This window comes from Sinomonas atrocyanea, from assembly GCF_001577305.1.
In the GTDB taxonomy this organism is placed as follows: Bacteria; Actinomycetota; Actinomycetes; order Actinomycetales; family Micrococcaceae; genus Sinomonas; species Sinomonas atrocyanea.
Window position 1 is genome coordinate 1,832,677 of sequence record NZ_CP014518.1, and the last position, 13,317, is coordinate 1,845,993.

Here is a 13,317-nt window from a genome sequence, read left to right on the forward strand (position 1 = left end):
GGCGCCGGCGGAGGGGCCCCCCGCAGCGGCCGCCGCGGGGGCCTTCAGGGGCATGGACGATTCGGGCGTGGGCACGGTGGCAGTCCTCGTGTCGGGGCCGGATGGGGTGTGGGGAGGAACGCCGTCGGCCCTCGTCTCGTGCCAACAGTACGGGAGGCGCTCCCATTCCGCCCGGCCCCTAGACTGGGCCCGTGCAGACGCAGACCCACGGAGCCGGCCCCCGGCTCGTCCAGGTGGTCGGGGGAGCGATCGTCGACTCGCTCGAACGGCCCACGATGCTCCTGGCGGCGCGCAGGACGGCGCCACCGGCCTTCGCGGGCCTGTGGGAGTTCCCAGGGGGCAAGGTCGAAGACGGCGAGTCGGCCGAGGACGGCCTGCGCCGCGAGCTGGACGAGGAGCTCGGCATCGCGGTGGCCCTCGGCCCCGAGGTGCCCGGCCCGCTCCCGCAGGGATGGCCCCTCAACGACCGTGCCGCGATGCGGGTGTGGCTCGCCGAGGTGCGCGCGGGCGTGCCCGAGCCCCTGCAGGACCACGACCAGCTGCGGTGGGTCAGCCTCGACGGGGACGCCCTGGCGGAGCTCGCCTGGATCCCGGCAGACTTCCCCATCGTGGACGCGGTGCGGCGTCAGGCAGCCCGCTGACCTGTATGGCGCGGCCGGGCCTCCTGGCGGTTCAGAAGAGGGCGTCCTGCCCCGGAACGAGGGCTGGCTCGCGGGCGGCCGGGCGTCCGGCGGCCACGACGTCCGCATCGCGGTGGGCGAAGGCCTCGTCACGCTCGAATCCCCGGCCGAAGCCATGGCGGGCCTTGGCCGCCGCCACGCGCCGGCCCAGCCACGCGCGGTACTCGGAGGGGGCGTAGGCGCCCTTCGAGTAGAGCCTGCGGTACCGGCCGACCAGGCGCGGATGCGTCCGCGCGAGCCAACCCATGAACCATTCGCGGGTCCCCGGACGCAGATGCAGCGCAGCGGCAGTGACCCCCGTCGCCCCGGCCTGCGCGAGGCTGCCCATGAGCGCGTCGAGATGCTCCTCCGAGTCCGTGAGCCACGGGAGGATCGGCATGGCCATGACGCCGCACGGCAGGCCCGCCTCGCGCAGCCTCGACACCAGGCGCAGGCGTGCCGCGGGGGAGGGCGTCCCCGGCTCGAGCGCGGCCTGGAGCTCAGGGTCGAGGACGGCGAGCGAGATCCCGGCGCCGATCGGCACCTGGGTCGCAGCCGACTTCAGCAGCGGGACGTCGCGGGCCAGGAGCGTTCCCTTGGTCAGGATGGAGAACGGGGTGCCGGAGTCCGCGAGGGCCCGGATGATGCCGGGCATCAGGGCGTAGCGCCCCTCGGCCCGCTGGTAGGGATCGGTGTTCGTCCCCAGCGCCACGTGCTCGCGGGCCCAGGAGCGCTTGGAGACCTCGCTCCGCAGCACCTCGCCGACGTTGACCTTGACCACCAGCTGCCGGTCGAAGTCGAGGCCCGCATCCAGGTCGAGGTAGGTGTGGGTGTTCCGGGCGAAGCAGTAGACGCAGGCGTGGCTGCACCCTCGGTAGGGGTTCACCGTCCAGCGGAACGGCATGGAGGACGCCGGCGGGACCTTGTTGAGCGCCGATTTCGCGGCGACCTCGTGGAAGGTGATTCCCTGGAACTCCGGCGTCCTCACCGTGCGCAGCGCGCCCGCAAGGGACAGGAGGGGCGGCTGGGCCGGGGTGCCGTCGTCCGGCCCGGAGAGCGGCTCGGCGACCGACTGCGTGTTCCATCGCATGGCACTCATTCGAATACATCTTCGAATGAGTGTCAAGGGTGCCCCGCCGAGGGCAGCCGCTACGCCCTGTCCGCGAGGGCCCAGGTCACCGTCACGCTGGCCTGCACCTCGGTCTCGCCCGCCTCGAGGGGGGCGCTGGCCTCGGCCGCGGCGAAGGAGGCCCGGCGCAGCGGCACGGGCTGGCCCGGCCCGGCAGGAGGGGCCTCGCCGGCGTCGATGCGGACCACGGCGCCCAGCTCCCGCGCCCCCAGCGCGGCAAGCCGCCGGGCGGCCCTCTCGGCCTCGCGGAAGGCCGCCTCCTGGGCCGATGCCTCCGCCGCGGACTGGTCCGAGACGCCGAGGGAGATCCCGTGGATGCGCACGGCGCCGCCTCCGGCGGCCACCACGGCGTCGAGCAGCTCGCCCGTGCGGGCCAGGTCCCGGGCGCCGATCGTGAGGCCGCGGCTCGCGACGTAGCCGACGAGGCGCTGGCCGCGGCCCTCCTCCCACGTCAGCTCCGGTGCCACCGAGAGCGAGGCGGAGACGATGTCGGAGCGCGTCACGCCGGACCGCAGCGCCGCGGCGACGATCGCCTCCGAGGCCCGGGAGGCGCCGTCGTACGCCTCTCCCAGGCGCGGGGAGCGGACCTCCGCTCCCACGCGGAGCACCGCGATGTCGGGAACCACCGTCACCGATCCGGTGCCGACGACGGTGATGGAGTCCGGACTGCTCATGGCTTCAGGTCCTTCCGCAGGCGGCGGCCGCGCCCCTGGGCGCGCACAGGGGCATCGTAGCCGTGAACTAGACTTGACGGGTGCCCGAGACAACGCCCCCATCCGCCGAGACCGAGGTTCCCGTGAGCGAGACGAGCGTCCCCGACCCCGTGGACGAGGCTGCCGTCGCCGCCGCCGTCGAGAGGGCCCTCGAGGCCGTCGCGGGTGCCGCCGACCTCGATGCGCTCAAGTCGGCGCGCATCGCCCACACCGGGGAGAAGTCCCCCCTCGCCCTCGCCAACCGCGCGATCGGCTCGCTGCCCAAGGAGTCCAAGGCCCTGGCGGGCAAGCTCGTCGGCGGCGCCCGGGGCCGGGTCAACAAGGCGATCGCCGAGCGGCAGTCCGTGCTCGAGGCCGAGAACGAGGCCCGGATCCTCGTCGAGGAGACCGTCGACGTCACGGCGGCTCCGCGGCGCCGCCGCGCCGGGGCGCGGCACCCGCTCTCGACGCTGCAGGACCGGGTGAGCGACATCTTCGTCGGCATGGGCTGGGAGATCGCCGAGGGCCCCGAGGTCGAGTCCGAGTGGTTCAACTTCGACGCCCTCAACTTCAAGCCCGACCACCCCGCGCGCGAGATGCAGGACACCTTCTTCGTCGACCCGCCCGAGGCGCACCTGCTCCTGCGCACGCACACCTCGCCGGTCCAGGTCCGCTCGATGCTCGAGCGCGAGGTCCCCATCTACGTGCTCTGCCCGGGCAAGGTGTTCCGCACCGACGAGCTCGACGCGACCCACACTCCCGTGTTCCACCAGTTCGAGGGCCTCGCCATCGACAAGGGGCTGTCCATGGCGGACCTGCGCGGGACGCTCGAGCACTTCGCACGGCAGATGTTCGGCGCCGAGGCCCAGATCCGGCTGCGCCCCAACTACTTCCCGTTCACCGAGCCGAGCGCCGAGCTGGACATCTGGCACCCCGGCGCGAAGGGCGGACCCGCCTGGATCGAGTGGGGAGGGTGCGGCATGGTCAACCCGAACGTCCTGCGGGCGGCGGGCATCGACCCTGAGCAGTACTCGGGGTTCGCGTTCGGCATGGGCATCGAGCGCACCCTCATGTTCCGCAACGAGGTCGCCGACATGCACGACATGATCGAGGGCGACGTCCGCTTCAGCCAGCACTTCGGGATGGAGATCTAGTCCAATGCGAATCCCCCTTTCGTGGCTGCGCGAGTACACGCAGCTCCCCGCGGACGCGACCGCCGAGGACCTCATGGCCGACCTCGTCAAGGTCGGCCTCGAGGAGGAGGCCGTGCACCGGCCGTCCGACTCGATCCGCGGCCCCATCGTGGTGGGCCAGGTGCTCAGCGCCGTCAAGGAGCCGCAGAGCAACGGCAAGACGATCAACTGGTGCCAGGTGCGCGTGGTCCCCGAAGGCCAGGAGCAGACCCTCACGGGCAAGGGCATCGACCCCTCCGGCGTCCAGGGGATCGTGTGCGGCGCGCACAACTTCGTCCCCGGCGACAAGGTCGTCGTGACCCTGCCCGGCGCCACGCTGCCCGGTGACTTCCACATCGCCGCGCGCAAGACCTACGGGCACGTCTCGGCCGGCATGATCGCCTCCGTGCGCGAGCTCGGAATCGGCGACGACCACGACGGCATCCTCGTCCTCTCCCGCATCGGGCTCGACCCCGAGGTGGGCACGGACGCGCTCGAGCTCCTCGGGCTCACCGATGAGGCCGCCGAGATCAACGTGACCCCGGACCGGGCCTACTGCTTCTCCATCCGCGGGATCGCCCGCGAGTACTCGCACGCGACCGGCACCGACTTCACCGACCCGGCCGAGCTCGTGACGGCGCCGCAGACGCTCGAGGGGGGCTACAGCGTCGTGCTCGACGACCAGGCGCCCATCTACGGGGTGCCCGGGTGCGACCGCTTCGTGGCCCGCACCGTCCGCGGCGTCGACCCGACCCGGCCCACGCCCGAGTGGATGGCCTCCCGGCTGCGCCTGGCCGGGGTGCGCTCGATCTCGCTGCCCGTGGACATCTCCAACTACGTCATGTTCGAGCTCGGCCAGCCCACGCACTGCTACGACCTGGACACGCTCACCGGTCCCATCACCGTCCGCCGCGCCGCGCCGGGGGAGAAGATCACCACCCTCGACGACAAGGTCCGCGCCCTCGACCCCGAGGACCTGCTCATCACGGACGAGTCCGGTCCGATCGGCATCGCCGGCGTCATGGGCGGCGCCGCCACCGAGTGCTCCGACTCGACCGTGAACGTCCTCATCGAGGCCGCCCACTTCGACACCGTGAGCATCGCCCGCTCGCGCCGCCGCCACAAGCTGCCCTCGGAGGCGTCCAAGCGCTTCGAGCGGGGCGTCGACTGGAACATCGCCGGCGTGGCCGCGCAGCGCGTCGTCGACCTCCTGGTCCAGTACGGCGGCGGGATCGCCGACGAGGCCGGCACCGACGTCGGGACCGCGCCCGCCCCGGTGCGGATCGAGCTCCCCGCCGGGTTCGCGTCCTCCCGGATCGGCATGGAGTTCAGCGACGAGCTCATCACCCGCGCCCTCGGCGACCTCGGCGCCGATGTGGAGCGCGCGGGCGAGGACTTCGTGGTCACGCCACCGAGCTGGCGCAACGACCTCGAGACCAAGGAGGACCTGTCGGAGGAGATTGCCCGCCTCGTCGGGTACGACAAGATCCCCTCGACCCTCCCGACCGCCCCTCCCGGGCGCGGGTTCACCCGCCGGCAGCAGCAGCGCCGCCGGGTCGTCCAGGCGCTCGCCGACGCGGGCCTGACCGAGGTGCTCGCGTACCCGTTCGCCACGAAGGCCGAGAACGAGACGTTCGGCGTGCCCGAGGAGGGAGCGCCGCGGGCCGCGGTCAAGCTCGCCAACCCGCTGAGCGAGGAGCGCGGCTGGCTCCGCACCTCCCTGCTGCCCGGGCTCCTCGAGACCGCCCGGCGCAACCACGGGCGCGGCTTCCGGGACCTCGCCCTCTACGAGGCCGGGCTCGTCTTCCTCCCCGGGGACGGCCCGCTCGGCACTGCCGTCATCCCGCCCCTGGGCGTGCGCCCGGCGGACGAGGTGCTCGACTCCCTCTACAACGGCCTGCCCGAGCAGCCGCTCCACGTCGCCGGCGTCTTCACCGGCAAGGACATGCCCGAGGCGCCCGGAAGCGCGCCGCGGGCCTGGGACTGGGCCGACGCGCTCGACTACGCCCGGCTCGCCGCCGACGCCCTCGGGGTGGAGCTGGTGGTCGCGCAGGGCTCCCACCAGGCGTTCCACCCGGGCCGCACGGCCCAGCTGTCGCTGCGGTCGGGGGAGACGGTGGGCTACGCCGGCGAGCTGCACCCCAAGCTCCTCGCCGGCCTCGACCTTCCGGCCCGGTCCGTCGCCTTCGAGCTCGACGCGGACGCCCTCTTCGAGGCCGCCGCCGACGTCGTCGTGGCCCGGCACCTCTCGACGTTCCCGGTCGCGACGCAGGACGTCGCCCTGATCGTCGACGCCGCCCTCCCGGCCGACGCGGTGCTCGGCGCACTCCGCGAGGGCGCGGGCGAGCTCCTCGAGGACGTCCACCTCTTCGACGTGTACACGGGCAAGGGCATCGACGAGGGCAAGAAGTCCCTCGCGTTCGGCCTGCGGTTCCGTGCCGACGACCGCACCCTCACCGCCGACGAGGCGTCCGAGGCGCGCGCCGCCGCCGTGGCCCTGGCCGCCGAGCGGTTCGGCGCGGTCCAGCGCGGCTAGGCGCGCGGCCACCAGCCACGATGCTCCTGCGGGCAGTGCCGCTCGGTCGACCCGGGTCGGCGCTGCCCGCCGGCGTCTGCACGCCCGGCGAGCTCGATCGGGCCGCGGCGATCCTCGACCCGCGCCGCAGCCGCGAGTTCGTCGAAGCCCGGCTCGCGCTGCGGTGCCTCGTGGCCGAGCTCGTCGGAGCGGACCTGCGGCTCCTCGTCCCCGTCTACCGCTGCCCGGACTGCGGGCCGGGGGAGCACGGCGCGCCAGGGTTCGCGCTCGCCCGTGCGGTGCCGGGCGCCGCGCACGACGACGGGGGGCCGCTCCCGCTGCCCGTCGCCGCGAGCATGTCCCGGGCCGGCGGGTGGGCCCTCCTGGCCGCCGAGGTCACCCCGCCGGAGCGCGAGGTCGGGGCCACACCGCCCCGGATCGGCGTCGACCTGGCACGCGTCGCAGACTTCCGTGGCGCGATCCCGGACGCTGCCTTCTCGGCGGCCGAGCGCCGTCGTGTGTCGGCAGCGGAAGATCCGCCCACTGAGGCGGCGCGGCTGTGGGTCCGCAAGGAGGCCTTGCTCAAGGCCCTTGGCGCCGGCCTGCGCGTCCACCCCGCAGCGGTCAGTACGGGCGGCGACAGCCGGGTGGAAGACCTCGATCGGGAGGCGCTCGGACTTCCGGCCGGCTTCGTCGCCGCACTCGCCCAGATCTGACCCCGGGTCGCCCAGATCTGACCCCGGGTCGCGCAGATCTGACCCCGGGTCGTTCGGGAGGTGACCCCGCGTCGGGGCTACGCCGGCAGGGGTGGCAGCGGGCGCTCGAACAGCCACGGGCGCAGGACCGCGTCGGCGCCGAACCCGGGGGCCCCGGCGCCCACACGGTCGAGGAGCTCGAGGAAGTCGGCCGTGGACACGTTCTGGTGCCGGTTCTCCTCGCAGAAGGCCTTCAGGGCGCGGAAGAACCGGTTGTCCCCGAGGGCACGGCGCACGGCGTGCAGGGCGAGGGCGCCGCGCTTGTAGACGCGGTCGTCGAACATCATCGCGGGCCCCGGCGCGCCGATGACGAGGTCCTGCTCCTGCGCCGCCACGAGCGTCCAGGCCGCGGTCGCCCGGGAGGCCACGGAGCCCAGGCCCGCGTGCTCGCTCCAGAGCCACTCGGCGTAGCACGCGAAGCCCTCGTGGAGCCAGATGTCCTCCCACCTCCTGGCGGTCACGGAATTCCCGAACCACTGGTGCGCGAGCTCGTGCGCGAGGAGCCGCTGCGACTCCCAGCTGCGGGTGATGTGGTTCCGGCCGACGATGGAGAGCGTCTGGGCCTCGAGCGGGATCTCGAGCTCGTCCTCGGTGACCACCACGGTGTAGTCCCGGAACGGGTAGGGCCCGAACAGGTCGGTGAACAGGGCGAGCATCGCCCGCTGGTCGCGCAGGCCGCTGAGCGCGCTCTGGCGCAGGGCGGGCGGCACGGCGGCGAACACCCCGACCGAGGGGTGCTCCCGCCGGGGCAGGCGCCCGAGCTCGAGCAGCTGGAACCGGCCGATCAGCAGCGTTGCGAGGTAGGGCGCCATCGGCTCGTGCACCTCGTAGACCCAGGTCTCCCGGCTGGCCTTCCGCCGGTGCCCGACCACGAGGCCGTTCGAGACGACGCGGTACCCGGCGTCCGCGGAGGCGGAGATGCGGAACGTGGCCTTCTGGCTGGGGTGGTCGTTGCAGGGGAACCACGTGGGCGCCCCGACCGGCTGGCCCGCGACGAGGATGCCGTCCTCGAGCTCCTCCCAGCCGACATCGCCCCACTCGCCGTCCGTGGGGCCCGGGCTGCCCTCGTAGCGGACCTCGAGGGAGAACTCCCTGCCCTCGGGCACGGGCGCGGCGGGCGTGATGCGCAGCTCGTCCCCGCGCTGGACGGCCCTGGCCCGCGCGCCCTCGACCTGCACCTTCAGCACGCGGAGCCCCGCGAGGCTGAGAGTGATCGCCTCGAGGCGCCGGTTCGCCGTGGCGCGCAGGCGGGCCCTGCCCGCGAGGCGGTTGCTCGCGAGCCTGACCTCGAGATCGAGGTCGTAGTGGGTGACGGTGTAGGCGGCGCTTCCGTGCCCGGGCGTGTAGGGATCGGGCAGGGCGGCGGGTCGGGGCGGCGCGTCCGGTCGCAGATGACGGTCCTGTCTCACCTGGTGGCTGCCTCCGGTTCCTTCCACGGCACCACGGGGTTGCCCCGCCAGTACGTTCCCGCGGGCACGTGCTCGCCGCGCATGACGAGCGACGCCGGCCCCACCGTCGCGCCGTCGTCGATCCTCCCGCCGGGGAGGACGACGCCGTGCGGACCGAGCGTCGCACCCTCGCCGAGGGCGGCGGTGTCGATCGCCATGATGCGGTCGTGGAAGAGGTGCGTCTGCACGACGCAGCCCCGGTTCACGGTCGAGCTGCGTCCGAGGGAGACGAGGTCCGCCTCGGGCAGCCAGTAGCTCTCGCACCAGGCGCCGGAGCCGATCGTGGCCCCGAGGGACCGCAGCCACCACACGAGGGCCGGGGTGCCGGCCGCTGCCCTCGCGAACCAGGGGGCCGCGACCATCTCCACGAACGTGTCCTGGACCTCGTTGCGCCACACGAACGAGCTCCACAGCGGATGCTCGCCGGCGCGGATCCGGCCCACGAAGAGCCACTTCGCGGCGGTCGCAGACGCGGCCGCGATGCCCCCGGCCACGAGCATGACGGCCCCGCACAGGGCCGCCGCGGCCAGATAGCCCCACGTGGCGGCGAGCCAGTCGAGGGCCGCGAGGACGCCCACGGCGATGGCCACCGTGAGCACCACCGGCAGGGCGCGGCACAGTTCCCACAGGGCGCGCGCGACCCTGAGGCGGGGCGGTGGCCGGAAGGTCCGCCCGGCGTCCGTGGCTATTGCGGTGCGGCGGAGGCGCACCGGCGGGCTGCCGAGCCATGACGAGCCCGACTTCGCCTTCTTCGGGGCGGCGGAGAGCACCGCGACGAGGCCGTCCTTCGGCACGGACCGCCCCGCTGCCGTCATCCCGGAGTTGCCGAGGAAGGCGCGCTTGCCCACCTTGGCCCGAGCGATCTTCAGCCATCCGCCGCCGAGCTCGTAGCTGGCCACCATCGTGTCGTCGGCGAGGAAGGCCCCGTCGGCGACGGTGGTCATCGAGGGCAGCAGCAGCACGGTGGACGCCTCGACGTCCTTGCCGACCTTCGCTCCCAGGAGGCGCAGCCACGCGGGCGTGACGAGGCTCGCGTAGATCGGGAACAGGACCTCGCGGGCCAGGTCGAGCACCCTTTCGGTGGCCCAGACCTGCCAGCCGATCCGCGAGCGGACGCGGTGGTACCCGGCGGTGATCCCCACCCCCAGCAGGCGGGTGGCCCCGGCGATGAGGAGGAGGTTGAGGACGAACCACGTGGCGGCCGCGAGGGGGGTCGCCGCGAGCAGCGGCCCGAGCGCGGCGTGGACCGAGTCGTGTCCGCGGGCCGTCCACGCGAGCAGGATGCCGGCGGCCGCGGCCGAGACGAACGGGATGAGCGCCAGCAGCGCCGAACCGGCCGCGAACGCGCCGATCCACGCGGCCTCGGCCGCCCGGGACCTGCGCACGGGGGCCAGGGGCCAGCCGGGCTTCGCCTTGCCCACCCGGCTCGCGGGCGACCCCGCCACCCTCAGGCCAGCCTTGACCCTGCCCGAGACGGCGGAGCCGGGGTCGACGACGGCGCCGGCGCCGATGCGGGCACCGGGCAGGAGGGTGGAGCGGGCGCCGACGCTCGCACCGGAGCCGATGCTGATGGCACCGAGGTGGACCCAGTCCCCGTCGATCCACCAGCCCGAGAGGTCGACCTCGGGCTCCACCGAGGCGCCAGGCCCGACCGAGAGCATGCCGGTGACCGGCGGAACGGCGTGCAGCACGGCGTCGCGGCCGATCTTCGCCCCGAGGGCCCGGGCGTAGTAGGGGACCCACGGCGCGCTCGCCAGGCTCACGGCCTGGGCGAGGTCGGCGATCTGCTCGGAGAGCCAGAGCCTCAGGTGGACCGAGCCGGCCCGGGGGTACCTGCCCGGGGAGACCCCGTGCAGGAGGAGCCGGGCCGCTGCCACCGAGATGGCCATCCTTCCCCAGGGGCTGACGAACACGAGCCAGGACGCCGCGACCCACCACCAGGAGAGCGTCGGGGCCGCCGCGGACCCCGCGGTGGCCGCGAGGATGTTGTTCGCGGCGGCGAGGTAGGTCAGCCAGCGCATGCCCACGAGGATGAACAGCGGGACGCCCATGAGCGTCTGGAGCCACTGGGTGGTCGCGGGAGTCGGCCGCACCGCCCGTCCCGGCGCGGGCGGGGCCGTCCCCGTCCCGACGACGGCGTCGACGAGGGCGCCGACCCGGGGGTGCGCGTAGACGTCGGCGACCGTGACCGTGGGGTAGCGCCGCCGCAGGGCGGAGACGAGCTGGGCGGCCGCGAGGGAGCCGCCGCCGTGGGCGAAGAAGTCGGCGTCGAGCCCCGGCGCGGCGGTGCCGAGGACCGCGCCCCACTGCTCGACGATCCACGCGGCGTCCTCGGGCAGCTCCAAGTCGGGGCCCTCGTCGTTGTCCTGCCCGGTCAGCGGCCAGGGGAGGGCCGTGCGGTCGACCTTGCCGCTCGTCGTCACCGGGAGGGAGTCGACGACGGCGAGCACGGGCACGAGCGCGGCCGGCAGCTCCCGCGCGAGCCGCGTCCGGTGGGCGGCGAGGTCCGGGACGGCGCCGCGGACCGGCGCGAGGTACCCGACGAGGATCTGGTTCCCGGCCGCCGTCGTGCGCACCGCGGCGGCCGCGCCGGCGATGCCGGGGAGCGCCCGGAGCGCGGCGTCGACCTCGCCGAGCTCGATCCGGCGGCCGCCGAGCTTGACCTGCTCGTCCGCGCGGCCCTGGAAGAGCAGGCCCTCGGGCTCGAACCGCACGAGGTCGCCGGAGCGGTAGGCCCGGTCCCATCCGAGCGTCGGGACGGGGGCGTACTTCTCGGCGTCCTTGGCCGGGTCGAGGTAGCGGGCCAGGCCCACGCCGCCGATGATGAGCTCGCCCACCTCGCCGGCGCGCACGGGCGCACCGACGGCGTCGACGACGGCGAGGTCCCAGCCGTCGAGGGGGAGCCCGATCCGCACCGGGCCGGTGCCGTCCATCAGGGCCGCGCACGCGACCACCGTCGCCTCGGTGGGACCGTACGTGTTCCACACCTCCCGGCCCTCGACGGCGAGCCGCGCGGCGAGCTCCGGGGGCACGCCTCGCCGCCGAAGATGAGCAGGCGCACGTTCTCGAGCGCCTCGGCCGGCCACAGCGCGGCGAGGGTCGGGACGGTCGAGACGACCGTGATCCCGCGCTGCACGAGCCACGGGCCGAGGTCCATGCCGGTGCGCACGAGCGCGCGGGGGCGGGCACGAGACACGCCCCGTGCCGCCAGGCGAGCCACATCTCCTCGCACGAGGCGTCGAACGCCACGGAGAGCCCGGCCAGCACGCGGTCGTCGGGGCCGATCGGCTCGCCCCGCAGGAAGAGCCGGGCCTCGGCGTCGACGAAGGCCGCGGCGGAGCGGTGGGTGACCGCGACTCCCTTGGGCGTGCCGGTGGAGCCGGAGGTGAAGATGATCCAGCAGTCGTCCCCGGGGCCGGGCAGCCGGGGAGCGGGGAAGGGCTTGGGACGGTCCTTGGCCACCACCATGGACCCCCCGCCGCGCAGGATCGCGGCCACCTTCGCCTCGCTGAAGACGAGCTTCGCCCGCTCGTCCGGGTCGTCGGCGTCGACCGGCACGTAGGCGGCGCCGACCAGCAGGGTGGCGAGGATGGCCACGTACAGTTCGGCGGTGCCCGAGGGGATGCGGATGCCCACGCGGTCCCCGGCGCCCAGGCCCGCCGCGTGCAGCCTCCGGCCCATGGCCCGGACCTCGTCGAGCAGCTCCGCATAGGAGAGGGAGGTCGAGCCGTCGTCGAGCGCGGGGGCTTCCGGGAAGGCCTCCGCGCTCGCGGCCAGGATGTCGATCAGTGTGCGGGGCCGAGGGGCCCGGTCGGAACCCCTCAGCTGGGCCGCGGCCTGGGCCCGGGGCATGGGCTCGTGCGTCTCGGTCACTGCCGTGCCTTCTTCGCTGGTGGGTGGGCGGCTACGGGACGAGGAGCACCTTGCCGGTGGTGGCGCGGCCCTCGAGCGCGGTGTGCGCGGCGGCGGCCTCCCACAGGGGGAACTGGGCCCCGATGCGGACGTTGAGGGAGCCGTCGGCGACCGCGCCGAAGACCTCGGAGGAGCGCCAGCGCCGCTCGGCGGCATTGAGCAGGTGGTGGGCGAGCGTGGGACGGGTCAGGAAGAGGGAGCCGCCCGCGTTGAGCCGCTGCGGGTCGACCGGGGGCACCGGGCCGGACGCCGCGCCGAAGAGCACGAGCATCCCGCGGATGCGCAGGCTCTTCAGCGAGCCGTCGAACGTGTCCCGCCCCACGCCGTCGTACACCACGTCGACGCCCGCGCCGCCGGTGAGGTCGCGGACCTCCTCCGGGAAGCCGTCGTAGCGGATCACGTGGTCCGCGCCGGCGCCGGAGGCCAGCTCGGCCTTGGCGTCGTTGGAGACCGTGGTGATGACGCGGGCGCCCTTGGCCTTGAGCATCTGGATCATGAGCAGGCCCACCCCGCCGGCGCCGGCATGGAGGAGGACCGTCTGTCCCGGCTCGACGCGGAAGGTCGAGTTGATGAGGTAGTGGGCCGTCATGCCCTGCAGGGGGAGCGCGGCGGCGGTGAGCAGGTCCACGCCCTCGGGGATCGGCAGGGCCTTGTCCGCGTCGATGAGCGCGTACTCCGCGTAGGTGCCCGCGCCCTCGGCGGTCGCCACCCGGTCGCCCTCCGAGAAGTCGGCGACCCCCTCGCCCACGGCGGCCACGACCCCCGAGGCCTCCGCGCCGGGAGTGAAGGGGAAGGACATCGCGTAGAGGCCCTGGCGCTGGTAGGTCTCGATGAAGTTGATGCCGGTCGCGGCGACGCGCACCAGGATCTGGCCCGGGCCGGGCTCTGGCCTGGCGATCTCGGTGGGCTTGAGGACTTCAGGGCCCCCGGGGCCGTGGCGACGATAGCGTTGATCATGGTTCTCCTGCGTGTCTCGAAGTCCAGTGTCGTTCGGTGCGCACCACCATCCTAGGGAAGGCTCCCGGGGAAGAAGTC

Annotated in this window: 7 protein-coding genes and 2 pseudogenes; 4 read left to right on the forward strand and 5 right to left on the reverse strand. The window is 74.2% G+C overall.

Features of this window, described 5'->3' with window-relative positions:
* The first annotated feature begins 191 nt into the window (after positions 1-191).
* Complete coding sequence (locus SA2016_RS08460; protein ID WP_276508648.1) at positions 192-641, forward strand: (deoxy)nucleoside triphosphate pyrophosphohydrolase; 450 nt, start codon at positions 192-194, stop codon at positions 639-641.
* 31 nt (positions 642-672) lie between these two features.
* Here the strand turns inward: SA2016_RS08460 and SA2016_RS08465 are convergent, their stop codons facing one another.
* Together SA2016_RS08465 and SA2016_RS08470 are read right to left on the reverse strand one after the other, a co-directional pair.
* Positions 673-1,749, reverse strand: coding sequence for an Rv2578c family radical SAM protein (locus SA2016_RS08465; protein WP_084249417.1), 1,077 nt, complete (start codon positions 1,747-1,749; stop codon positions 673-675).
* Positions 1,750-1,808: 59 nt separating this feature from the next.
* A complete protein-coding gene (locus SA2016_RS08470) occupies positions 1,809-2,462 on the reverse strand; it encodes an SIMPL domain-containing protein (RefSeq protein ID WP_066497299.1) in 654 nt (217 codons plus the stop codon).
* Positions 2,463-2,584: 122 nt separating this feature from the next.
* On the opposite strand from SA2016_RS08470, the gene pheS reads away from it, so the two are divergent.
* The 3 genes from pheS to SA2016_RS08485 are packed head-to-tail and all read left to right on the forward strand — an operon-like array spanning position 2,585 to position 6,883.
* Entirely contained in the window at positions 2,585-3,634 is a 1,050-nt protein-coding gene (gene pheS, locus SA2016_RS08475) for a phenylalanine--tRNA ligase subunit alpha (RefSeq protein ID WP_066497303.1), read from the forward strand.
* Between the two features lie 4 nt (positions 3,635-3,638).
* Positions 3,639-6,188 carry a phenylalanine--tRNA ligase subunit beta gene (gene pheT, locus SA2016_RS08480; RefSeq protein ID WP_066497304.1) on the forward strand — a complete coding sequence of 850 codons (2,550 nt, stop codon included), beginning with the start codon at positions 3,639-3,641 and terminating at the stop codon, positions 6,186-6,188.
* Between the two features lie 35 nt (positions 6,189-6,223).
* Entirely contained in the window at positions 6,224-6,883 is a 660-nt protein-coding gene (locus tag SA2016_RS08485) for a 4'-phosphopantetheinyl transferase family protein (protein ID WP_169803062.1), read from the forward strand.
* A 77-nt stretch (positions 6,884-6,960) separates the two neighbouring features.
* On the opposite strand, the gene SA2016_RS08490 is transcribed toward SA2016_RS08485, so the two are convergent.
* From SA2016_RS08490 to SA2016_RS08500, 3 genes and pseudogenes are all read right to left on the reverse strand, one after another.
* Entirely contained in the window at positions 6,961-8,331 is a 1,371-nt protein-coding gene (locus tag SA2016_RS08490) for a M1 family metallopeptidase (RefSeq protein ID WP_229710955.1), read from the reverse strand.
* A pseudogene (locus SA2016_RS08495) lies at positions 8,328-12,222 on the reverse strand (Pls/PosA family non-ribosomal peptide synthetase). Before SA2016_RS08495 ends, SA2016_RS08490 begins: the two are co-directional and overlap by 4 nt.
* A gap of 52 nt (positions 12,223-12,274) precedes the next feature.
* Positions 12,275-13,239 (reverse strand): annotated as a pseudogene (locus tag SA2016_RS08500) (quinone oxidoreductase family protein).
* Positions 13,240-13,317 lie beyond the last annotated feature (78 nt).

Excerpts from the sequence above, each read along its gene's own strand:
- SA2016_RS08465 (WP_084249417.1), bottom strand. The coding sequence starts at position 1,749 with ATGCGATGGAACACGCAGTCGGTCGCCGAGCCGCTCTCCGGGCCGGAC.
- SA2016_RS08470 (WP_066497299.1), bottom strand. The coding sequence starts at position 2,462 with ATGAGCAGTCCGGACTCCATCACCGTCGTCGGCACCGGATCGGTGACG.
- pheT (WP_066497304.1), top strand. The coding sequence starts at position 3,639 with ATGCGAATCCCCCTTTCGTGGCTGCGCGAGTACACGCAGCTCCCCGCG.